Below are 20,545 nucleotides of genomic sequence, written 5' to 3'. Positions count from 1 at the left end.
ATATTTAATTTGCTTAAGCCTCTAAACCTTCAACGATTAAAACACGATATTCAGCGCCTTTAAGTCGATGTTTAAGTGCTTCCTGGTACTTGGCACTGTGGTACCAATTTTGCGCATCTTTGATTGTTGGAAACTCATGAATCAAACAACCTTCGGCCGGAGAACCTTCTAAAACCTCCATCGCGCCATATCTAGCCAAAGGAGTGACCTGATGCCCCTCCCGCGCTGATTTCGCTAGTTGGGCATACAGCACCATTTCGTCTTGGTCCAGTGTGCGCTCCCGTATCATCACCACATAAGCACTCATCATCAAGTCCTTTTACTTAGAAACTGTAGAAGTTGTTTCGCTGCCTCGGCAGAAGAAGCAGGGTTCTGGCCCGTAATAAGATTTCCGTCTTGCACCACATACGATGCCCAATCTGAAGCGCTGGAATATTGCCCACCCTTGCTGATCAATTCGTCTTCTACCAAAAATGGCACAATCTCTAATAACCCAACCGCAGCTTCTTCCGAGTTTTTGAAACCCGTGACTTTCTTACCTTTTACAAGTGGCGTACCGTCAGCATTCTTAATATGTCTTAACACGCCAGGCGCATGGCACACCAATGCTACAGGTTTATGGCTTGCCAATACACTTGATATTAACTGTATGGAACTCTTATCTTCAGCCAAATCCCATAATGGGCCATGGCCACCTGGATAAAATACTGCATCGTAATCCGCTTGATTGATCGTATCTAAACGTATGGTGTTGGCTAAGGCAGTATTTGCTGCTGCATCGGCTTCAAAGCGATGGGTCGCTTCGGTTTGAAAATCAGGCTCATTGCTCTTTGGGTCTAGCGGGGGTTGCCCACCATGAGGGGAGGTAAGCACTAATTCTGCACCTGCATCTTTAAAAACGTAGTAGGGGGCAGCAAGCTCTTCTAGCCAGAATCCAGTTTTTCTTCCGGTGCTGCCTAGTTGATCATGAGAAGTGAGTACGATTAGAATTTTCATATGCGTTTACCTTTTAAATGTTGGGATAATAAAATACGCTCGGTTCCCAACAATTAGACCGGTCGTATATAATGCAATTAAAAAAATAGCTGGTTTGAATAAAGTATAAAAAACTGAGTTAAATAAAAAATTATGAATATTAAAAAGTAATGCCAATTACACCAGCAACAGACTTCTTGTGGAGGTCATTGCGTTGTGAATAGGTGCCATATCTCGTGTAATTTTAGCCATTAAACTCGCGCCCAGCCACATTTGATAAAGTGTCTGCGCTAAGCTGCTGGGCTCAACCTTAGTCTTTAATGAGCCATCTGCATTCCCACGCTCAATAGCCTCTGCTAATCGATCAATAATGCCTGCGGTCCCAGATTTAAGTGCTAAGCGCATGGCTTCAGATAAGTCCGCAACTTCAGCAGCCAACTTAACGGCCAAACACTTACCTTGGCAATCAAAGCTGGCTTGCGATTCCTGCCAATGGTTCCAGTAATTTAAAATGCGCTGGCTATTGGTCTGATTTTCAGCGTTGAGTATTGCATCCATATTAGCGTGATACTCTTCAAAATAGCTTTGGAGCATGGCTTCACCAAAGGCATCCTTAGATTTAAAGTAATAATAGAAGGAGCCTTTAGGAACGTCAGCTGCTGCCAGAATCTCATTCAAACCAACAGCAGAATAACCTTTTCTGCTGATAATGTTCTGAGCGGTTTCCAGTATATGGCCACGCACATCCATATTGTCGTTTACTGTATTCATGCCGCAATAATATCAACTAGTAGACCAGTTGTCTAGTAATTTATATTCAATAATTTAACCATTAAAAATACAAAAGATATCAACAAAGATATCTACAGGGTAGAAATTCAATTATTAATTCCATTACACTCATATTTTTAGTGCATGTATTTCAGTGCATCAACTCAGCAGCTTCGCCAGGATTAAATTTTAAAAGATGTCATTGAAAGCCAACGACGCGCCAGCAAGACCTAGAGACTTTAGACAAAAACTTTTAGCCATGATGGGGCTTTGTTTCGTACTCGTGATGGTGGCGCTAGATCAAACGGTCATAGGCACCGCATTGCCCACTGTCATCGCAGAGCTCAATGGGTTTGAGCTCTATGCATGGGTTGGTACTTCGTATCTACTTACCTCAGTCATTGCGGTGCCCATCTTTGGTAAGTTAGGCGATGAATATGGCCGTAAGCCATTTGTTGTCATTGCCATCGTGTTATTTACACTGGCATCCATGCTTTGTGGCATGGCGCAAAGCATGCTTCAACTAGTATTTGCTCGGGCCCTGCAAGGGATTGGCGGTGGTATGTTAGTCGCTACCTCTTTTGCAAGCATTCCAGACATATTTCCAGACACCCATGAACGTTTACGTTGGCAAGTGCTATTCAGCACCGCATTTGGGTTAGCCAACGCTGTTGGCCCATCGATTGGCGGCTATCTCACGGAGTATTGGGGTTGGCGCTGGGTATTCTTTGTGAATCTACCTGTCGGTATATTAAGCCTTGCATTTATTTGGTACTTTTTACCAAAAATCCGTTATTCAAATCAGCCGCCATCACGCATGGATTGGCTAGGGGCTTTTTTAATTGCGCTAACACTTGGTAGCTTACAACTGATGGTTGAATGGTTGTTACAAGATAAATATTCTGTGCTGCTAATCCCATTAGGCGTACTTGGCATTATTGCTGGCTTCACTTTATTTTGGTGGGAACGCCGTTGTGAGAACCCGATTCTGCCATTAGGCATGTTCAAGAATAATATTCTGGGTCCGGTCTTTGCACTGTCATCCATGATGGGGTTTTGTTTATTTGCCATCATGTACTACGCGCCGCTCATGTTTCAAGGTGGCTTCGGGCTTTCCCCTAATCAAGCCGGTATTTTGGTTACGCCTTTGGCCGTTTTTATTACGGTGGGCAGTATCGTGAATGGAAGAATCATGTCACGCATAGACTCCCCCAACGTAGTGATATATGTTGGGTTGGCCGCATTTTTAATATCAGCATTAGCCATGACACAAGTCACTATTCTAACAGCGCATATCATGATTTTTAGCGCAATGGCATTGGGCGGGTTAGGCATCGGATTATTGCTCCCAAACTTAACGCTTATCGTGCAAGCAAGTGCAGCTAGAACACAGCTTGGCATTGCTACTGCCATGCTACAGTCAATGCGGATGGTTGGAAGTATGATGGGTGCAGCGGTGATTGGCTCAATTATTTCAAGTCAATATATCTCGAAAATACACACTTTATTAACCTTGAAAAGCGCCCCGGAACTAGCGCCTAGCCTAGACAACCCACAGATATTATTTAGTCATGAAAAATCAACACAGTTTTTACAATTATTTCATTTAAGCCAGAGCGAAGGATTGCATTTGCTGACCAGTGCTAGGGAGGCGCTGGTCACTGCCGTGCATGACAGCCAATGGTTTATTACTGGCCTTGTGTTGGTAGCGTTTTGGCTAGCGTATCGCATTCCCAAAGTGAATATTCATAGTCGCTAAAACTGCTGGTAGCTTCAATACGTCACAAATTTGTCATTTTCACCGTTTATGCTTAACACTCTACGTTGGTGAGCATAATAATGAGCCTAAGTAACGATGAAATAGTCCGCCGTATTCACAATGATTTGATTGATAGCTACGATGAAGAGCTGGAGTTAGAGCTCGGTGATCGCGATCTCGAAATTCTGGAGAGTGGTGCTTTAGACCAAACAGCAGAGCAAAAAAGGTACCGTCAAAAGTATTTCCGTGAGTTATTCAGGCTCCAAGGCGAATTAGTTAAGCTGCAGGATTGGGTGGCCGCAACTGGTCATAAAGTAGTCATTCTGTTTGAAGGTCGCGATGCTGCAGGTAAAGGTGGCGTCATCAAACGCATCACCCAACGATTAAATCCACGTATCTGTCGAGTCGCCGCACTTCCAGCACCCAACGAACGTGAGCGTACCCAATGGTATTTCCAGCGTTACGTTTCGCACCTCCCGGCCGCAGGCGAAATCGTATTGTTTGATCGCAGTTGGTACAACCGCGCCGGTGTCGAGCGCGTGATGGGCTTTTGCGACGATACGCAGTACGAAGAGTTTTTCCGATCTGTCCCCGATTTTGAACGCATGCTGGTTCGCTCTGGAATCCAGCTGATTAAGTATTGGTTTTCAATCTCAGATGAAGAACAGCACTTACGCTTTTTAGGGCGCGCGCACGACCCATTGAAGCAATGGAAGTTGAGCCCTATGGATTTAGAATCGCGCCGTCGTTGGGAGCAATACACCAAAGCCAAGGAAACCATGCTGGAACGCACGCATATCGAAGAAGCACCTTGGCGCATTGTGGAAGCAGTGGACAAGAAGAAAGCTAGATTAAACTGTATCCACCATTTGCTCAATCAGATGCCGTATGAGGAAATCAAGCGGCCCGTCATTGAGCTACCACAGCGCGAACATCACGAAGATTATGTGCGGATGCCCGTACCTAAAGAGCTCTTTGTCCCTGAAGTATATTAATACCAGCCTATGTCATCAAACTGACATCAAATTAGCGAAGAATAGTCACAATCAATTATGTCGGGATCCAATATGAACACGCTTAGCTACAGCCCACCCATCAAACCAAATTTTGATCATAAACCAGGGTTAATGACAGCGATTATATTCGTTGCTTTGTTAATTGGCGGGCTGGCATTTACAGCAATCAGCCTGATGAATGATGTGACGAATACAGGCGTTAAAACCACCACCATACTGCCTTATATATTGTTAGGAGTTGCGCTGTTAATCGCACTGGGGTTTGAGTTCGTCAATGGCTTTCACGATACTGCAAACGCAGTAGCCACCGTGATTTACACGCATTCTCTCCCGCCCAATTTTGCCGTGGTGTGGTCAGGGTTTTTCAATTTTCTGGGCGTACTCTTTTCCAGTGGGGTAGTTGCATTCGGCATTATTTCCTTATTACCCGTTGAGCTCATTCTGCAAGTGGGTTCTGGTGCCGGCTTTGCCATGGTGTTTGCGTTGCTAATTGCGGCAATCCTATGGAATTTAGGCACATGGTTGCTAGGTTTGCCGGCATCATCATCCCATACATTGATTGGCTCTATTATTGGTGTAGGGGTGGCTAACGCCTTGATGCATGGGCGCACAGGTACCAGTGGTGTGGATTGGGCGCAAGCCACTAAAGTCGGCTATTCTTTGTTGCTATCTCCAATGATTGGATTTGTGTTTGCAGCGCTGCTATTGCTGGCATTAAAAGCATTTGTTAAAAATAAAGAGTTGTATGCAGAGCCCAAAGGTAACAAACCTCCACCTGTATGGATTCGTGGATTACTCATACTCACCTGTACTGGCGTGTCATTTGCGCATGGTTCCAATGATGGCCAAAAAGGCATGGGGTTAATCATGCTGATATTGGTGGGTACTGTGCCCATGGCATATGCCTTGAATAGAGCAATGCCTGTAGACCAGATGACGCAGTTCGTTGCTGTGGCGCAAGTGACACAACAATCATTGGTGAAAATTGCGCCTGCAGCTGCACCGGCAGAGCCACGACAAGCCATCTCTGACTATATCCGCACTAAAGAATACAACGCCAATGTGTTACCTGCGCTGGCCGCACTTACCGGACAAATCGGTAGCCAAGTAAAAGAGTACGGTACATTTGACCGCGTACCAAGTGAAAGCGTAGGCAACGTGCGTAACGATATGTACTTAACTTCAGAGGCTATCCGCCTGATTGATAAAGATAAAGCGGTTAGTTTTGATGAAGATACCAAGAAGAATGTCACTGCATTCAAAAAAGAGATAGATGCTTCTACAAAATTTATCCCGCTATGGGTCAAAGTTGCAGTGGCCATCGCGCTTGGTTTGGGCACCATGGTTGGCTGGAAGCGTATCGTCGTCACTGTGGGTGAAAAAATTGGTAAGACACATTTGACCTATGCACAAGGTGCATCGGCTGAGCTCGTCGCCATGAGCATGATTGGTGCTGCAGACATGTATGGCCTACCAGTGTCCACCACCCATGTATTGTCTTCTGGCGTGGCCGGTACCATGGCAGCCAATAAATCTGGCCTGCAGTGGTCAACAATCAAGAGCTTATTGACGGCTTGGGTGTTGACACTGCCGATGGCCATGTTGCTATCTGGCTCACTGTATTGGTTATTTACCTACTTGTTTTAATTTGCCAGGTGCTTTAAGCAGCCCATGTTTGCATTGCAACATGGGCATTTTTATTTCATATGGTGGTGACTTACCCAGCTGCTGTTGAAGCCACCTAAATCTCCACGCCGATAGTCGCTATTTAGCTGAAAACCTTTTTCGATATTCTGAAGGCGATACATTCAGATTTCGATGAAAGGTAATGCGCATGCGCTCCTCATCACCAAAGCCGCATCGATTGGCGATTTCCTGAACGCTATGAAGGGAATCTTCTAACAGTCGTCGTGCAGCCTCAAGCCTAAATATTTCTACCGCTTTGGCTGGCGTTCTCCCAGTTTTCTGCTTATAGACACGCGCAAAGTTTCTAGGACTCATACATACCTGAGCGGCAAGGGTATCGATGGTCAGATCTTTCATTTGAAGACTATTCGAAACCCACTGGTGAAGTACATCAAACGAAGCATCACCAGATTGCGATTGCAGCAGTGCACTGAACTGGGATTGCCCACCTGAGCGCTTCATGTACACGACTAATTCGCGTGCCACTTTCATTGCAATATCGCGCCCACAATCCTCTTCGACTAGTGCAAGTGCCAGATCGATCCCCGCTGTCACGCCTGCTGATGTCCAGATGGAGCCTTCTTGAACGAATATGGCATCTCCATCAACCTTGATAGAAGGGTGCCGTGCATGCAGTAAATCCAGCATTGCCCAATGCGTAGCTACACGCTTGCCTTCTAGCAAGCCTGCTTGCGCTAGTAGGAATGCTCCGCTACACACTGAAGCAATACGACGAACACTGACATGCCTTTTGCGTAACCATAGTGCTAGCGTGGCCGACTCCTCCAGCACTTCGATGATGTGTGGGGAGCCAGGCACAATGATGGTATGGATGTCAGCATCGGAAAAATCTGCTAGCGTCCTTGTATCCAATGCGACACCTTCTGCGCTGCTCACAAGGCCGCCATTCAGGCTGATGGTGTGTCGGTCATATGGTGGCAAGCCTCTTTCTTGCATATACCTTGAAGCCGCCCAAAACACAGTTTGCGCTCCTGTTAGATCAAGTAAACCCATGTGTGGAAATGCTAGGAAGACTACTAGTTTTTCATGTTTTTGGGACGATGGCGGATAATTAGGGATGTATGTCATTTCCGCCATATTCTTTCACCATTACAATGTCACGTCAACATCTTGCATTTGGCTAACTGAGGAAGAAAATATGAAAATCGTAGTGATAGGTGGTACAGGTTTAATTGGAACAAAACTCGTTGGCAATTTACGGAAGTTAGGCCATGAAGTGACGCCAGCTTCTCCAAACTCGGGCGTGAATACCATTACTGGCGAAGGCCTGGCAGAGGTGCTACAAGGGGCTGATATTGTAGTCGACGTTGCCAATTCACCTTCTTTCGAAGATACAGCTGTCATGCATTTTTTTGAAACTGCTGGAAAAAACATTGCAGCAGCTGAAAAAACCGCAGGCGTTAAGCATCATATTGCGCTTTCTGTAGTAGGCACAGAAAACCTACAAGATAGTGGCTATTTCCGGGCAAAACTCGTACAAGAGAATCTGATTAAAGCGTCGGGAACTCCTTACACAATCGTTCGTGCTACTCAGTTTTTTGAGTTCTTAACCAGCATTGCACATGCCGCTACAGAAGGAGAGACCGTGCGATTAACTTCGGCACTGTTCCAACCAATCGCAGCAGAAGATGTGGCCTCGATACTAGCCACCATCTCCTTGGAAAAACCTGTCAATGGCATCATTGATATTGCGGGTCCTCAGAAAATTTCTTTGTATGACGCTGTGTCTACAGCACTAAGCGCCAAGCAGGATACCCGCAAGGTAGTGCAGGATGATCAATCAGCATACTTTGGTTTGGTGATAGATGATCAATCGCTTACACCACAAGGCAATGCCCAGCTTGGGATGCTGACATTACAGAGCTGGCTAGCTACACAATGAATGATATTGAATAAGTTTTGAGGGGTGTGGTTATTAAATGCGCTTTGCTAGTAATGTATAAATAACTATTTCAAATAAAATCAAATATTTATTTATTTTTATTAATCTTAATAGATTAATAAAAAAGACGCCATAACATCCCCAAAAATCCACACGCTAAAATCACTGCAATCACATTGGCTTTATATCTAAAGATGGCAAACGCAGCCATTGCCGTCAATGCGACTGAGAACCAATCCAGTGTTGCGGAATTATCTGGCGACCAAAATACATGGTAAGCAAAAAATAGTGCCAGGTTCAAGATTACGCCAACTACAGCGGCGGTAATGGCGCTCAATGGGGCGGTAAATTTAAGGTTGCCGTGCGTCGTTTCAATGAATGGCCCGCCTAGCAAAATAAAAATGAAGCTTGGTAGGAACGTGAAAAAGGTGACCACGGTAGCCGCTATCAATGCAGAGGAAAGCAGGGCATCTGCACCAAATACTTGGCTTACCCAGCCACCGACAAAGCCGACAAATGTGACGACCATAATCAGCGGGCCGGGAGTGGTTTCTCCTAATGCCAATGCATCTATCATTTGCGTTGGGCTCAGCCATTGGTAGTGTTCTACAGCGCCCTGATACACATATGGGAGTACCGCGTACGCGCCACCGAAGGTAAGTAGTGCTGCTTTGGTAAAGAACCAGCCCATTTGTGTAAAGGCACCTTGCCAGCCATAGTTGCTAATCAATAGCAGCATTGCACTCAACCAAATGCCAAGCCCAATCAGCGTGATTTTCCATACTTTACGCCAAGTAAAAAAAGCGTGTGACGGTGTAGGTGTGTCATCATCAATCAGCGCCGGGCCGTATGTGTGTTGAGTGGCACCATGTCCGCCGCCAATTTTAAAGTGCGTGGGATATAAGTGTCCACCCAAGTAACCAATCAAGCCAGCTGCCAGCACAATGAGCGGGAAGGGGAGCTTTAATGCAAAAATGGCTAAAAAAGCCAATGTAGCAATCGTCCACGTAGTTGTATTTTTAAGCGTGCGCACGCCGATTCTGTATGCGGCAAATAATACAATGGCTACCACTGCCGGTTTAATGCCGTACAAGGCGCCAGCTACTGCAGGTACTGCACCATAGGCCATATAAACCCAAGCCAGTATCACCAGAATAAAAAAAGAGGGGAGAAAAAACAGTGTGCCAGCAATGATGCCACCCCATGTACGGTGCATTAACCAGCCAATATAAGTAGCGAGCTGTTGTGCTTCAGGGCCGGGCAGCACCATGCAATAATTAAGCGCATGCAGAAAGCGTTTTTCGGAAATCCAACGTTTGTTCTCTACCAAGTCATGATGCATGATGGCAATTTGACCTGCCGGACCACCAAAGCTAATAAATCCTAACTTGAGCCAATAAAGCATGGCTTGTGTGATGGAGATAGATCTAGGGGCTTGGGTGTTTATATGTGTATTGTGGTTTACGTCCATGGGCAATCCTCCGTAAGTATTATCTCACATGATGCGTGCAGGCCTTGGGCGTAAGTGGTCCATCCATCATAGGCTTCATCTGCGTTTGGTATAAAAATATAATCGAATATTATTTAATTTAATATCGATAGAGTGATACATTCCAAGTTCGCCCAATTGCCAGCTTGAGATGTACAGGCAGCATATCTTCCATTTTTATACTGAATAAATAACCATATTTACTGCCGCTATGACCATTGAACTCGTACTGATTTTTTTACTGACTGGTGCCATTGTAGGCGTACTATCCGGATTGCTAGGCATAGGCGGGGGGCTGGTTTTAGTACCATTTTTTACTGCAGTACTAGGCGTATTACATTTTCCGCCTGACCTCATTTTTCACTATGCGCTCGGCACTTCCATGGCCTGTATTGTCATTACTTCATTTTTCAGTTTGCGATCACATCAACGCAAACAAGGCGTGTTATGGCCTTATGTAAAGTCTATGGCCATAGGCGTGGTGCTCGGCGCATTTTGTACCACATTTGTTGTGGCCAAACTCAATAGTGCTGTGCTGTCGTTGATTTTCTCTGTGTTTTTGGTGTTTGTCGCGTGGCAAATGCTTAAGGCTGCACCGCAGTCCTCAGTCGAGCATGTGAGAATTCATCCATTGGAGTTGGCTAGTGTTGCGTTTGCTATTGGCGCGATTTCTTCAGTGGTGTCGATTGGCGGCGGCTCTTTGACTGTGCCTTATCTTGCTTACCGTAATGTCGATATTAAAAAAGCGATAGGCACGTCGGCTGCATTAGGCTTTCCGCTCTCTATAGCCGGTACGGCAGGGTATATTCTCAATGGGCCAATAGCTACTTGGCACAGCAGCATACCTATTACAGTAGGTTATGTTTATTTGCCTGCGGTCTTGTGCATTTCTGTTGTGAGTGTATTTACGGTAGGTTACGGCGCAAGTCTTGCGCACAAACTGCCAGTGGCTACTATCAGACGCACATTTGCGTGCCTGCTAGTGTTGATTAGTATAAAGCTGTTGGTCAACCACCTATAGATTACGGTTAGCTTCTAAAAACTGCACAATTGCGTTCAGTAGCTCACTGTTGCCTCGTAATGGTTTAGCAAGCTTAGCCACCATATCAACATGTCCGTAATGCGGAAACTCAACGACTTCTACTTGTCCATGCTGTGCACGGATGGCTTGTGCCAAATTAAAGGTGTTGCGCGGCCACACTGTCCCATCTTTTAAGCCTACTGCTAGCAATAGTGGTGGGTTGTCGCCTCGCACATGGTGAATTGGTTGGGAAGTCCATTGTGTCTTATCCGGACCAAAAATCTCTTTTAATCTGGTAGATTTTAACGGTAGAAAATCATACGGACCTGCCAGCCCTACATAAGCACTAAAGGCATTCGGGCTGAGTGAAACTTGTGCTAAGTAATCGGGATTAAGTGCCAGCATCACAAGTAAGTGTGCGCCTGCCGAGTGTCCTACCATCATGATCTGATTGGCATCACCACCATATTCGGCGATATGCGTTTTTACCCATTTGGCCGCGCTGACCGGGTCTTGCATGAGTTCTGGAAATTTGACATCCGGGTATACGCGGTAGTTAGGGATGACCACCATATAGCCTTTGGAAGTAAATGCTTCAGCCGCGAATAAGTAGTCTTCTTTTTCACCAGAATCCCAACTGCCCCCATAAAAAAATACAATCACTGGCATAGGGTTGTTTGCGGTGATCGGCATTTTGGGAAGATAAATATCCATTTTTTGCCGCGGAAGTGCGCCATATGCAATGTCAGCTTTGATGGTGTAACCCTGTGATGGTATGAGGCTGTTCAGCACCTTAATGGGCGAGCAAGCTGTGCTTGCCAACATCAATAATGCAATGCAGGATGAGATTAGGTTTGGAATATTAATCACGCGTATGGTGGTGTAAATAAGTAGAAATGTTATTTGTGCGCTTGCGTAAGTATTGATTGCCTATTTAGGCGGCAGTTCATGTTCTGATTTCACTCATGATGCCATCTGTTATATTAGCGCACTATTCATTAGTGTGATATTATATTTTGTGTCAAGACTAATATGTGTGAACGTGTCTTCATACTAGTTTCCCTCCTCAAGGGGTGGCCCCATACGAAAGTGTGGGGTTTTTTTTACCCAAGAAGTTTACCTTGTGATGCTTGTTCTGTTGGCATTTTGCGGGCGAGTGTTTCTCACACGTCATCCACAAGCAAAGCCAAGAAATTAGTAGTGGTTGGTGCTCATCAGGTCTTTGATGACATTGAGCATGGCAGAAAAAATCATCACGTATTCTAATAGCGTGATCAAAAACAGTTGTTGCTGAGGAATGTCTGTTAACCATTGTGCGCAGAGCATGAGCGCGTTCGCAATAATCCCAATCAAGATGATTAGGCCCACAATGCGGTTTCTTAAGCTAAAGATATAAAATTGCGCAACAAACAATATACCAACCACGCTTTCAATAGTTAACGTGTGTTGCATGTTGATATTCGTCAGCAGCAAAGCAATGTAGAGGCTCACAAGTGCAATTGCACCCATGGGCTGGGTAGGCATGCCTACGCCATGGTGTTTAAGTGTAATGGCAAGCCATGCGTGGTGTAATAGTGCGCTCAATAGTCTCATGTTGGCCTCAATTCTGCTCACAATAGAGATGCGTCTTGCAAATGCTTCTCTTGTATGACTGTTAACGGCAGCTTGAGACGAAAATGAAGTGCGTCAAACGCAGGTTATCGGGTGTGACAAGTAAAGCTTAGCAATCCGTGGTGATTAATAAATATCATCGAGAGAGACGGTGTCTTCATCTGCAGAATAGTGTTTGTTACCACTGCTCATGCCACGATAGCTTTCTTGATAATCATCAAATTCATCGCCTGCAAAATCTTCTAGCATTTGATCAATCACTTTAATTTTGTCTACTTTTTTTACATTTTCGGTTGGCATGTTGTTTTCCCTTCAACTTGCTGTTAGTAATTAAGCAATTTTCATCACTTAGTTATACAAAAGCATATTGCGTGCCAAGCTTGTTATGGGCTTAAATTGTTGAGAAACGATGCATAAATAGCGAAATAGATAAAACTGAGAGGTAAAAAAGCCGCTTATCATTGATTTGAACCAACCTGTATTCGTGCTAAGGCATCAATGTTTGGTTAATATGACTGACAAATTTTAGACATATGCGTATAGAAACTAACATTTTTCGCACCAGTTCTTGCAGAACGGGCATAAAAAAACAGGCAGTAAAGTAAGCTGCCTGTTTTTGTCTTGCAATCAAACCTCATCGAAAAGTGCGAGGTTAGAAGAAATGCCGTTACATTTTCTTAGTGGCTGGTTTTGTTGCTGGGGTAGCCGCGTTAGCATTTTTGATATTTTTATTGACTACTGCGTTGTTAGTGCTAGGCGCGCTAGGTGTGGCTGTTGCAGCTTTATTGCTGTCGGAATGCATATGTGGGGCCACATTCACGGCTTGTTCTGTGGTGCAGCCACCCATGACTGTGTTGCATGTAGCCAATGCTTGCCCTGAAAAAATGGCAAGGGCAGTAAAAATAATACTCAAGTTCAATCTAAGTCTCCATGTTATTTGAGGTTATTAACCGGTAGGGGTATTTGCGAATGTGGTATCTGAATCTGTACAAGAGGCTTGTTGCTTTCGAGATACTTCGATTTTGCGTAAAACTTCAGGGAAAATATAAGCAATTAATATGCCATGCGTAAGTAGGTGGTATGTGCCTTAACCTCATGTATTGCATAGCTATATATATGAAAAATGCACAGTATTAGTACAAATGCGCATAGAAATAGTGCGTTAATGTGAGGTGAACGATTGTGTGTGTTAGCAGTCAATCTGTTGAACCAAAAAAGGAGTATGGATATGGGTGAGTTTGCAACTGGATATCAGCGCAGTATTTTGATCATAAGTAGTGTCTTATTGTTGTTGGGCACTACTTATGTGAACTCCGCGCAGTCTTGTGACGGTATTTATAATCAGCAACTGACGACATTACAAGGTGAGAAGATTAATTTGTGTGATTATCAAGCGCAGCCAATTTTAGTGGTGAATACGGCCAGCAAATGCGGGTTCACACCACAGTTTGAGGCGTTGGAGGGTATGTATAGCCAATATAAAGCCCAAGGCTTGATGGTGATTGGATTTCCGTCCAACGACTTTAAGCAGGAGTTGAGCGATAACAAGCAAATTGGTGATTTTTGTAAGTTAACTTATGCAGTGAAATTCCCGATGATGGCAAAAAGCAATGTGACCGGCCCGAATGCTAATCCGTTGTACCAACAATTGATTGCCAAAACTGGTCAAGCGCCACAATGGAATTTTTATAAATATGTCATTTTACCTGGTGGTAAAGAGGTATATGCCTACGAGAGTAGTGTGCTGCCGGATTCAAAAGAGATTTTAGGTAAAATTAAACCCTATTTGAAGCCTGTAAAATAATAAAGCCACCCGATTTGAGGGTGGCTTTATTATTTTGCGATGGATTATGCCGCTGTTTTAGCTGGCTGTCTAATCTTCTGCATAATGATGGCAGAAAGTTCTTCTACAGAGCGACTGGTAGAATCAGCCCAAGTAATGCCTGCATTCCGCATTAAGTTTTCGGCCGTTGCGACTTCTTTTTTACAGTTATCTAAAGAAGCATAAAAGCTACCTGCGCGACGCTCGTTGCGCACAGAGTGCAAGCGCTCAGGTTTAATGGTTAATCCAAATATTTTATCGATATGCTTATGCAATACCGCAGGCAGTGAGCCACGCTCAAAGTCTTCTGGAATAAGAGGGTAGTTAGCGGCTTTAATGCCAAACTGCATGGCTAAATACACGCTGGTAGGTGTTTTACCGCAGCGTGATACACCAATCAAAATCACCTGTGCTTCTTCTAAGCCAGAGTTGGTCATGCCATCATCATGGTTCAGCGTGAAATTCACTGCTTCCATGCGCTCGTGATAATTGCTACCCATGACACTGTGCGCAATGCCTGCGCCGGTCAGTGGTTTTTGTTGCAGCTCTTCACCCAATGGATCAATAAAGACATTGAATAAATCAATAAAGTAGGCATCAATGTCTTTCAACGCTTGGCGCAGCTCAACATTGCCTACCGACATAATCACAACTGGGCGGATTTTATCCTCTTCTGTCACTTCCTGGATTGCGTGTTTCGCCAACTTCACTTTATCTAATGTGTCGGTAAATGGCATGCGCACTTGTGTGAAGTGTGTTCTGGGAAAGTGCTCAAGCAATTTACCGAGGGCGCCAGCAGTAATGCCAGTGCCATCTGAGATAAAGAAAACGGTACGATTCACAATGCCCACCTAACTATTTTTTGGTTAGACGCTGCCAAGTGGCAACAACAGTATCTGGATTCAAGGAAACGGATTGAATACCTTCCGCAACTAGCCATTCTGCAAAGTCAGGGTGGTCAGAAGGGCCTTGTCCGCAAATGCCCACATACTTACCAAGACGGTTACAGGTGCTGATGGCCATTTTTAGTAGCACTTTGACCGCGTCGTTACGCTCATCAAAGCCATCGGCCAAAATCCCAGAGTCTCTGTCCATGCCTAGTGTTAATTGCGTTAAGTCGTTAGAGCCGATAGAGAATCCATCAAAGTATTCTAAGAACTGCTCAGCCAATAATGCATTCGATGGAATTTCACACATCATGATGAGGCGCAAGCCATTTTCACCACGTTTTAAACCATTGGCTGCCATGATTTCTGTGACAGCTTTCGCTTCATCTAAGGTACGTACAAATGGAATCATTAACTCAACATTGGTGAGACCCATTTCATCGCGCACACGTTTCATGGCTTGGCATTCCATAGCAAAGCACTCTTTAAAGTCCTCTGCCATGTAACGTGCCGCACCACGGAAACCAATCATTGGGTTCTCTTCATCTGGCTCGTAAATCTCGCCGCCGACCAGTTTTTTGTATTCGTTCGATTTGAAATCAGATGTACGCACGATGACTGGTTTTGGGTAAAACGCTGCACCAATGGTGGCGACACCTTCTGCTACTTTATCAATATAGAACTGTTTAGGTGAAGCATAGCCACGCGCACGGCTCTTAATCGTGTCTTGAATGGCTTTCGGCATGGCGTCGATATTCAGAATAGCTTTCGGGTGAATACCTACCATATTGTTAATCACAAATTCCAAGCGCGCTAAGCCTACACCGTCATTCGGGATTTGCGCAAAGCTAAACGCCATGTCTGGGTTACCTACGTTCATCATGATTTTGCATGGTGGTTTAGACAAAGCACTGTTTGTTTGTGTGCTGACTTCGAAATCGAAGGCACCGTGATAGACAAAACCAGTCTCACCTTCTGCACATGAAACGGTCACAATCTCGCCTTCGCGCAGCAAGTCTGTCGCATTCACAGAGCCTACAATGGCAGGAATACCTAATTCACGCGCAATAATCGCAGCGTGGCAGGTACGGCCACCGCGGTTCGTTACCAACGCGCTTGCACGTTTCATCACGGGTTCCCAGTTCGGGTCTGTCATGTCGGCAACTAGCACATCGCCAGGTTGTACTTCATGCATTTGTGCAGGGTCTAACACAATGCGTACTGGGCCCACGCCCACTTTTTGTGTCACGGCACGGCCGGCAACCAATGGTTTAGCTGAGTGTTTTTGTAATTTGTAAGTTTCGGTTACGTTGTTATTGGCTTCTTGTGACTTCACTGTTTCTGGGCGTGCTTGCAAGATATACAGCTTGTTATCTAAACCGTTCTTACCCCATTCAATGTCCATTGGGCAGCCGTAATGAGATTCAATGGTCATGGCGTAGCCAGCCAATTCCAAAATATCTGCATCCGTGAGTGAGTAGCGGTCAGAATCTACTGGATCTACATCAATGGTATGGGTTGATTTACCTGCTTGCGTAGCATCTGAAAACACCATTTTGATGAGTTTGGAACCCATGGTGCGGCGTACGATTGCTGGTTTGCCTTGTGCCAATAATGGTTTGTGTACATAGAACTCGTCCGGATTGACGGCGCCTTGTACCACAGTTTCACCCAAGCCATAAGAGGAGGTAATGAATGCCACGTCTTTAAAGCCTGATTCCGTATCAATCGTAAACATGACACCTGCACAGCCGATATCGCTACGCACCATTTGCTGCACACCCGCTGAAAGCGCTACATCTGCATGCACAAAACCTTTATGTACCCGGTATGAAATCGCACGGTCGTTGTATAAAGAGGCAAATACTTCTTTAATTGCGTGGGTAATATTGTCCAAGCCGTGAATATTTAAAAAACTTTCTTGCTGGCCTGCAAATGAGGCATCTGGCAAGTCTTCTGCGGTCGCAGAAGAACGTACGGCAAAGGTAGTGCCCGGGGCAGATTTCTCAATCAAACGAGCATAGCTTTCTGCAATGGCTGTTTGTAATGCAGGCGGAAATTGTGCCTCCATAATCCAACCGCGGATTTGCGCACCACATTTGGCTAATGCTTGCGTATCATCTGCATTAAGTTTGTCTAGTAAATCATTGATTTTTTTATCTAAACCGCCTTGTGATAAAAACTCACGGTACGCATCAGCGGTTGTTGCAAAACCGGTTGGAACGCGTACGCCTTTAGCACTTAATTGAGAAATCATTTCACCTAGTGAAGCGTTTTTACCCCCAACCGAAGGTACATCGCTATTACGTAGATTTTCAAATGGAATGACATGGCTAGACATACGAATCCCTTAATATTGTTTTAACAACCCACACTAAATTTGCGTGTGAAGACAGGTTTATATTGAATATAATTAAAGCGTTTATTACGTTCATTATGCCAAATTAGGCCACTGATGTCACGTTGCTTGATTAGTCAGAATTGACTAAAACCATTGATGAAATCTTGGTATAGTGCGATTCACTCAAGAATTAACCCTTATTTGTTAGAGCATCATGAAATCAAATTCATTACCGCATTCCGTTGAAGTGATCACCACCGCTAGGTTGCATATGGGGTTTTTTGATCTTAACGGGTCGATAGGGCGCCGCTTTGGCAGCATGGGCGTGAGCCTGCAAGCACCGCATACGCGTGTCGAAGTATCTATCGGTGAAGGTGAGGCAGCGCCTAGCTATATTGAACGTACCAAGCAACTGTTGTTACAGCATACCGGGATACATACGCCTGTACATGTCCGGGTGATTGAGCAAATACCTCGTCATGCCGGCTTGGGTTCTGGGACGCAAATGGCACTGGCGATTGGTACCGCAATCAGTACATTATTTAACGTAAATTTACCTTTACGCGATATTGCCGGCTTAATTGGACGCGGTGCGCGCTCTGGGATTGGCATCGGTACATTTGCTACGGGTGGTGTTGTACTGGATGCAGGTAGCAATTCTCATACAGTCGTACCGCCTATTATTGCGCAGCATGCGTTTCCAGAAGTATGGCGTATTTTGTTGATATTCGATGACCAACACACAGGCGTGCATGGCGACGAGGAGTTGCAGGCGTTCAAGCGATTGGCGGATCATGCCTTACCAAACACGCAGCAATTAAGCCACCAATTACTGATGCAAGCATTACCGGCGCTTGTGGAGCAGGATTTAGCCACGTTTGGTAAAGCTGTATCGGCATTGCAGGCTTACAATGGTGATTATTTTGCGCCAGTGCAAGGAGGGCGCTACGCGAGCAAGCAAGTGACTGCGGTCTTGGGTGATTTGTTGGCGCATGGTATTCACTGCGCTGGGCAAAGCTCTTGGGGGCCGACAGGCTTTGCTGTATTTGCTAACCAACAAGAAGCACAAATGCATTTGTCTCGCCTACAGGCTCGCTTTAGTGATATGTCGTTACGATGGAAAATATGTACGGCAAACAATCACGGTGCGCAGATTAATATTAGAAATAAAGGCTAATTGCTAGGTTAATCATGGCTTTGGTTGCGTTGTGTTGCGGTTAAAGTGCATGATTAGAAATACAATATTAATAAATTTTTTCGATTACTTTATATAAGAAGACGAATTATGAATAAAATCAGCATATTACACCTTGTGACAGCAGCCAAAAATGCAAGCCCGTTTGATGTCAATATGGCGTTTGATGCCGGGTACGAAAAGATCATGCCTTATACCAATGTGCTGTTGAATGAAGTGGTTGCGCTGACGCAAGATGCGATTTTCTCTAGAAGCCCAAGTGGGATTAAACAAGAAGCATTTTTTTTCGGCGGACGCGATATTCACTTAGCACTCGATATGCAAAAAGCGGCCAGAAGCGCTATGTTTAAACCGTTTGAAATGTCTACGTTTTCAGATCCTTCCGGCGCATTTACAACAGCTGCGGCAATGTTGGCAAAAGTAGACGCGCATTTACAAAAGAGCCAGCAAACATTAGGCCAGCAAACCATTGCGATTTTTGGTGCGAGCGGCACGGTTGGCTCTACCGCCGCACTGATTGCTGCGCGCCAAGGCGCAAAAATTATGATGATGGCACATGCAGACACAGCCAGCATGCAAGCCTATGTGGATAACATGCAGCAACGTTATGACGTGCAATTAACTGTAGCGGATGGCAGTAGCGATGCCGCCAAAAAAACAGCGTTGGCGCAAGCCAGTGTTGCTTTGTGCGCAACACCGGCAGGTGTACGTGTGTTAGGCCTAGATCATTTCGCAAAATCTTCCAGCTTGAAAGTAGTGGCAGACGTAAACGCAGTGCCGCCTTCTGCGATAGAAGGTGTGGATGTGATGGCGAATGGAGATGTGATTGCAGGTACTGCGATTGCAGGCTTCGGCGCCTTAGCCATTGGTCAGCTTAAATATGTAACACAACACAAGTTGTTACAACGCATGCTCAGCAGTGATGTGCCCATGCATATTGATTATCATGATGCCTACGACTTTGCTTGCGCCAATGCCAAATAAAACGCTCGTTATTGTTGCAATATCTAGCCGGCCATACGTAAAAGCTGCAAAGGATGCCGGATTTGATGTGATTGCTGTGGATGCGTTTGTCGATCAAGACACGCAAGCCATGGCCAAGCAATGTATTCAGGTGGCCTGCACTGGCCATCGGTTTGACGCACAAGCTTTATTGCGTGCATTAGATGCAATAGATTCTGCAGATGTCTTTGGTGTTTGCTATGGCGCAGGGTTTGAAGCGCAGCCTGATCTTCTAGCTAGCATCAGTCAACGCTTCCGTTTATTAGGCAATTCTGCAGATACTATAAAAGCAAGTAAGCACCCCGAAATATTTGCTGCGTTTTGCCATGCGAATCAGTTTTTAACGCCAGCTATTTCAATGAATCAACCCTGCGTGCTAGATGATTGGCTGGTGAAAGAGGTTGGCGGGAGTGGTGGTGCGCATATCCAATGGGCTAGCGCCTATCAAGCACCGTTGAAATCTAATCAATATTTTCAACAAATGCAAATCGGCACACCGGTTTCTTGTCTATTCTTAGCCAGTGAACAAGATGTACAAGTGATTGGCATGAATGAACAATGGGTAGATGCAGATAAGCATACGCCTTTTAAGTATGGTGGGGCGGTCAGTCAAATTATTTTAAGTGCACATTTGGTTGAAACCTTTAAGCGGTTTGTCTCGCTAGCCAGTAAGCAATTCAACCTTAAAGGTTTGAACAGTGTAGATGCGGTGGTCGATGGCGAACAATTGGTGATGCTGGAAATCAATCCACGCCTAAGTGCAACCGTGGATTTGTATGCACCAGAGAAAGGCACATTGATGGCATCGCATGTTAGTGCATTTGGTATTGAGGCCATGCCGACACTGGTATTGAGCACACAGTCTAAAGCGCACCATATTGTGTATGCGCATCAACCAGTACAGATTGCTAAAGATAAAATTTGGCCGGAGTGGGTGAGTGATATTCCTGGCCAATCACAGTATTTTGAGATTGGTATGCCTATCTGTACGGTGACGTCATCGGCAGATAATGTACAAGAAGCTAAGCATTTGGTACAAGCCAGAGCTGGCATTATTTAAGATAGTA

20 protein-coding genes are annotated in these 20,545 nt (G+C 45.0%); 9 read left to right on the top strand and 11 right to left on the bottom strand.

Going from position 1 to position 20,545, the window contains the following annotated elements:
- Positions 1 to 13 precede the first annotated feature (13 nt).
- The 3 genes from FG11_RS05600 to FG11_RS05590 form a co-directional block, all read right to left on the bottom strand.
- Complete coding sequence (locus tag FG11_RS05600) at positions 14 to 310, bottom strand: DUF1330 domain-containing protein (RefSeq protein ID WP_235276347.1); 297 nt, start codon at positions 308 to 310, stop codon at positions 14 to 16.
- Positions 310 to 996, bottom strand: coding sequence for a type 1 glutamine amidotransferase domain-containing protein (locus FG11_RS05595; RefSeq protein ID WP_047533724.1), 687 nt, complete (start codon positions 994 to 996; stop codon positions 310 to 312). Before FG11_RS05595 ends, FG11_RS05600 begins: the two co-directional genes overlap by 1 nt.
- A gap of 156 nt (positions 997 to 1,152) precedes the next feature.
- Positions 1,153 to 1,746, bottom strand: a complete 594-nt coding sequence (locus tag FG11_RS05590; protein ID WP_047533721.1) for a TetR/AcrR family transcriptional regulator — start codon at positions 1,744 to 1,746, stop codon at positions 1,153 to 1,155.
- A 196-nt stretch (positions 1,747 to 1,942) separates the two neighbouring features.
- Between FG11_RS05590 and FG11_RS05585 the strand changes: the two genes are divergently transcribed.
- The 3 genes from FG11_RS05585 (at position 1,943) to FG11_RS05575 (ending at position 6,168) form a co-directional block, all read left to right on the top strand.
- Complete coding sequence (locus FG11_RS05585) at positions 1,943 to 3,505, top strand: MDR family MFS transporter (RefSeq protein ID WP_047533717.1); 1,563 nt, start codon at positions 1,943 to 1,945, stop codon at positions 3,503 to 3,505.
- 80 nt (positions 3,506 to 3,585) lie between these two features.
- Positions 3,586 to 4,500, top strand: a complete 915-nt coding sequence (gene ppk2 / locus FG11_RS05580) for a polyphosphate kinase 2 (RefSeq protein WP_047533714.1) — start codon at positions 3,586 to 3,588, stop codon at positions 4,498 to 4,500.
- Between the two features lie 132 nt (positions 4,501 to 4,632).
- Positions 4,633 to 6,168 carry an inorganic phosphate transporter gene (locus FG11_RS05575; RefSeq protein ID WP_235276346.1) on the top strand — a complete coding sequence of 512 codons (1,536 nt, stop codon included), beginning with the start codon at positions 4,633 to 4,635 and terminating at the stop codon, positions 6,166 to 6,168.
- A 117-nt stretch (positions 6,169 to 6,285) separates the two neighbouring features.
- Here the strand turns inward: FG11_RS05575 and FG11_RS05570 are convergent, their stop codons facing one another.
- Positions 6,286 to 7,221, bottom strand: coding sequence for a GlxA family transcriptional regulator (locus FG11_RS05570; RefSeq protein ID WP_200884564.1), 936 nt, complete (start codon positions 7,219 to 7,221; stop codon positions 6,286 to 6,288).
- Positions 7,222 to 7,366: 145 nt separating this feature from the next.
- Here FG11_RS05570 and FG11_RS05565 point away from each other — a divergent pair, with 145 nt between their 5' ends.
- On the top strand, positions 7,367 to 8,110 hold the full coding sequence (locus FG11_RS05565) for an SDR family oxidoreductase (RefSeq protein ID WP_047535822.1): 744 nt from the start codon (positions 7,367 to 7,369) through the stop codon (positions 8,108 to 8,110).
- A 115-nt stretch (positions 8,111 to 8,225) separates the two neighbouring features.
- On the opposite strand, the gene chrA is transcribed toward FG11_RS05565, so the two are convergent.
- Positions 8,226 to 9,581, bottom strand: coding sequence for a chromate efflux transporter (gene chrA / locus FG11_RS05560; RefSeq protein WP_047533709.1), 1,356 nt, complete (start codon positions 9,579 to 9,581; stop codon positions 8,226 to 8,228).
- Positions 9,582 to 9,810: 229 nt separating this feature from the next.
- Between chrA and FG11_RS05555 the strand changes: the two genes are divergently transcribed.
- On the top strand, positions 9,811 to 10,620 hold the full coding sequence (locus FG11_RS05555) for a sulfite exporter TauE/SafE family protein (RefSeq protein ID WP_025224362.1): 810 nt from the start codon (positions 9,811 to 9,813) through the stop codon (positions 10,618 to 10,620).
- Here the strand turns inward: FG11_RS05555 and FG11_RS05550 are convergent.
- The 4 genes from FG11_RS05550 to FG11_RS05540 all read right to left on the bottom strand — a co-directional run bounded on the left by FG11_RS05550 (position 10,615) and on the right by FG11_RS05540 (position 13,144).
- The gene (locus tag FG11_RS05550; RefSeq protein WP_235276345.1) at positions 10,615 to 11,490 is read right to left on the bottom strand and encodes an alpha/beta hydrolase; all 876 of its coding nucleotides are present in this window, start codon (positions 11,488 to 11,490) and stop codon (positions 10,615 to 10,617) included. The two genes, FG11_RS05555 and FG11_RS05550, sit on opposite strands and share 6 nt — an antisense overlap.
- Before the next feature lie 324 nt (positions 11,491 to 11,814).
- Positions 11,815 to 12,213, bottom strand: coding sequence for a hypothetical protein (locus FG11_RS05545; protein WP_025224360.1), 399 nt, complete (start codon positions 12,211 to 12,213; stop codon positions 11,815 to 11,817).
- 144 nt (positions 12,214 to 12,357) lie between these two features.
- Positions 12,358 to 12,531 carry a hypothetical protein gene (locus FG11_RS13640; protein WP_020182051.1) on the bottom strand — a complete coding sequence of 58 codons (174 nt, stop codon included), beginning with the start codon at positions 12,529 to 12,531 and terminating at the stop codon, positions 12,358 to 12,360.
- Positions 12,532 to 12,898: 367 nt separating this feature from the next.
- A complete protein-coding gene (locus FG11_RS05540) occupies positions 12,899 to 13,144 on the bottom strand; it encodes a hypothetical protein (RefSeq protein WP_152604048.1) in 246 nt (81 codons plus the stop codon).
- Positions 13,145 to 13,459: 315 nt separating this feature from the next.
- On the opposite strand from FG11_RS05540, the gene FG11_RS05535 reads away from it, so the two are divergent.
- A complete protein-coding gene (locus FG11_RS05535; RefSeq protein WP_052184953.1) occupies positions 13,460 to 14,035 on the top strand; it encodes a glutathione peroxidase in 576 nt (191 codons plus the stop codon).
- A 44-nt stretch (positions 14,036 to 14,079) separates the two neighbouring features.
- On the opposite strand, the gene FG11_RS05530 is transcribed toward FG11_RS05535, so the two are convergent.
- Both FG11_RS05530 and ppsA read right to left on the bottom strand, forming a co-directional pair.
- Positions 14,080 to 14,898, bottom strand: coding sequence for a pyruvate, water dikinase regulatory protein (locus FG11_RS05530; protein ID WP_025224357.1), 819 nt, complete (start codon positions 14,896 to 14,898; stop codon positions 14,080 to 14,082).
- Between the two features lie 10 nt (positions 14,899 to 14,908).
- Entirely contained in the window at positions 14,909 to 17,281 is a 2,373-nt protein-coding gene (gene ppsA, locus FG11_RS05525; RefSeq protein ID WP_020182047.1) for a phosphoenolpyruvate synthase, read from the bottom strand.
- A 214-nt stretch (positions 17,282 to 17,495) separates the two neighbouring features.
- Between ppsA and FG11_RS05520 the strand changes: the two genes are divergently transcribed.
- From FG11_RS05520 to FG11_RS05510, 3 genes are all read left to right on the top strand, one after another.
- Positions 17,496 to 18,458: a beta-ribofuranosylaminobenzene 5'-phosphate synthase family protein gene (locus FG11_RS05520; RefSeq protein ID WP_047533706.1), complete on the top strand. Its 963-nt coding sequence runs from the start codon at positions 17,496 to 17,498 to the stop codon at positions 18,456 to 18,458.
- 108 nt (positions 18,459 to 18,566) lie between these two features.
- The gene (locus FG11_RS05515) at positions 18,567 to 19,460 is read left to right on the top strand and encodes an NAD(P)-dependent methylenetetrahydromethanopterin dehydrogenase (protein WP_020182045.1); all 894 of its coding nucleotides are present in this window, start codon (positions 18,567 to 18,569) and stop codon (positions 19,458 to 19,460) included.
- The gene (locus FG11_RS05510; RefSeq protein WP_160277137.1) at positions 19,423 to 20,538 is read left to right on the top strand and encodes an ATP-grasp domain-containing protein; all 1,116 of its coding nucleotides are present in this window, start codon (positions 19,423 to 19,425) and stop codon (positions 20,536 to 20,538) included. The genes FG11_RS05515 and FG11_RS05510 overlap by 38 nt, the downstream gene beginning before the upstream one ends.
- Positions 20,539 to 20,545 lie beyond the last annotated feature (7 nt).

The sequence above is a fragment of the Methylotenera sp. N17 genome (assembly GCF_000799155.1).
Lineage (GTDB): Bacteria > Pseudomonadota > Gammaproteobacteria > Burkholderiales > Methylophilaceae > Methylophilus.
This window is presented reverse-complemented; position numbering and strand designations above follow the sequence as displayed.

What these genes read in the sequence shown, in the direction of transcription:
- FG11_RS05600 (WP_235276347.1), bottom strand. Translation starts at nt 310, where the DNA reads ATGATGAGTGCTTATGTGGTGATGATACGGGAGCGCACACTGGACCAA.
- FG11_RS05595 (WP_047533724.1), bottom strand. Translation starts at nt 996, where the DNA reads ATGAAAATTCTAATCGTACTCACTTCTCATGATCAACTAGGCAGCACC.
- FG11_RS05590 (WP_047533721.1), bottom strand. Translation starts at nt 1,746, where the DNA reads ATGAATACAGTAAACGACAATATGGATGTGCGTGGCCATATACTGGAA.
- FG11_RS05585 (WP_047533717.1), top strand. Translation starts at nt 1,943, where the DNA reads ATGTCATTGAAAGCCAACGACGCGCCAGCAAGACCTAGAGACTTTAGA.
- ppk2 (WP_047533714.1), top strand. Translation starts at nt 3,586, where the DNA reads ATGAGCCTAAGTAACGATGAAATAGTCCGCCGTATTCACAATGATTTG.
- FG11_RS05575 (WP_235276346.1), top strand. Translation starts at nt 4,633, where the DNA reads ATGACAGCGATTATATTCGTTGCTTTGTTAATTGGCGGGCTGGCATTT.
- FG11_RS05570 (WP_200884564.1), bottom strand. Translation starts at nt 7,221, where the DNA reads ATGGGTTTACTTGATCTAACAGGAGCGCAAACTGTGTTTTGGGCGGCT.
- FG11_RS05565 (WP_047535822.1), top strand. Translation starts at nt 7,367, where the DNA reads ATGAAAATCGTAGTGATAGGTGGTACAGGTTTAATTGGAACAAAACTC.
- chrA (WP_047533709.1), bottom strand. Translation starts at nt 9,581, where the DNA reads ATGGACGTAAACCACAATACACATATAAACACCCAAGCCCCTAGATCT.
- FG11_RS05555 (WP_025224362.1), top strand. Translation starts at nt 9,811, where the DNA reads ATGACCATTGAACTCGTACTGATTTTTTTACTGACTGGTGCCATTGTA.
- FG11_RS05545 (WP_025224360.1), bottom strand. Translation starts at nt 12,213, where the DNA reads ATGAGACTATTGAGCGCACTATTACACCACGCATGGCTTGCCATTACA.
- FG11_RS13640 (WP_020182051.1), bottom strand. Translation starts at nt 12,531, where the DNA reads ATGCCAACCGAAAATGTAAAAAAAGTAGACAAAATTAAAGTGATTGAT.
- FG11_RS05535 (WP_052184953.1), top strand. Translation starts at nt 13,460, where the DNA reads ATGGGTGAGTTTGCAACTGGATATCAGCGCAGTATTTTGATCATAAGT.
- ppsA (WP_020182047.1), bottom strand. Translation starts at nt 17,281, where the DNA reads ATGTCTAGCCATGTCATTCCATTTGAAAATCTACGTAATAGCGATGTA.
- FG11_RS05520 (WP_047533706.1), top strand. Translation starts at nt 17,496, where the DNA reads ATGAAATCAAATTCATTACCGCATTCCGTTGAAGTGATCACCACCGCT.
- FG11_RS05515 (WP_020182045.1), top strand. Translation starts at nt 18,567, where the DNA reads ATGAATAAAATCAGCATATTACACCTTGTGACAGCAGCCAAAAATGCA.
- FG11_RS05510 (WP_160277137.1), top strand. Translation starts at nt 19,423, where the DNA reads ATGATGCCTACGACTTTGCTTGCGCCAATGCCAAATAAAACGCTCGTT.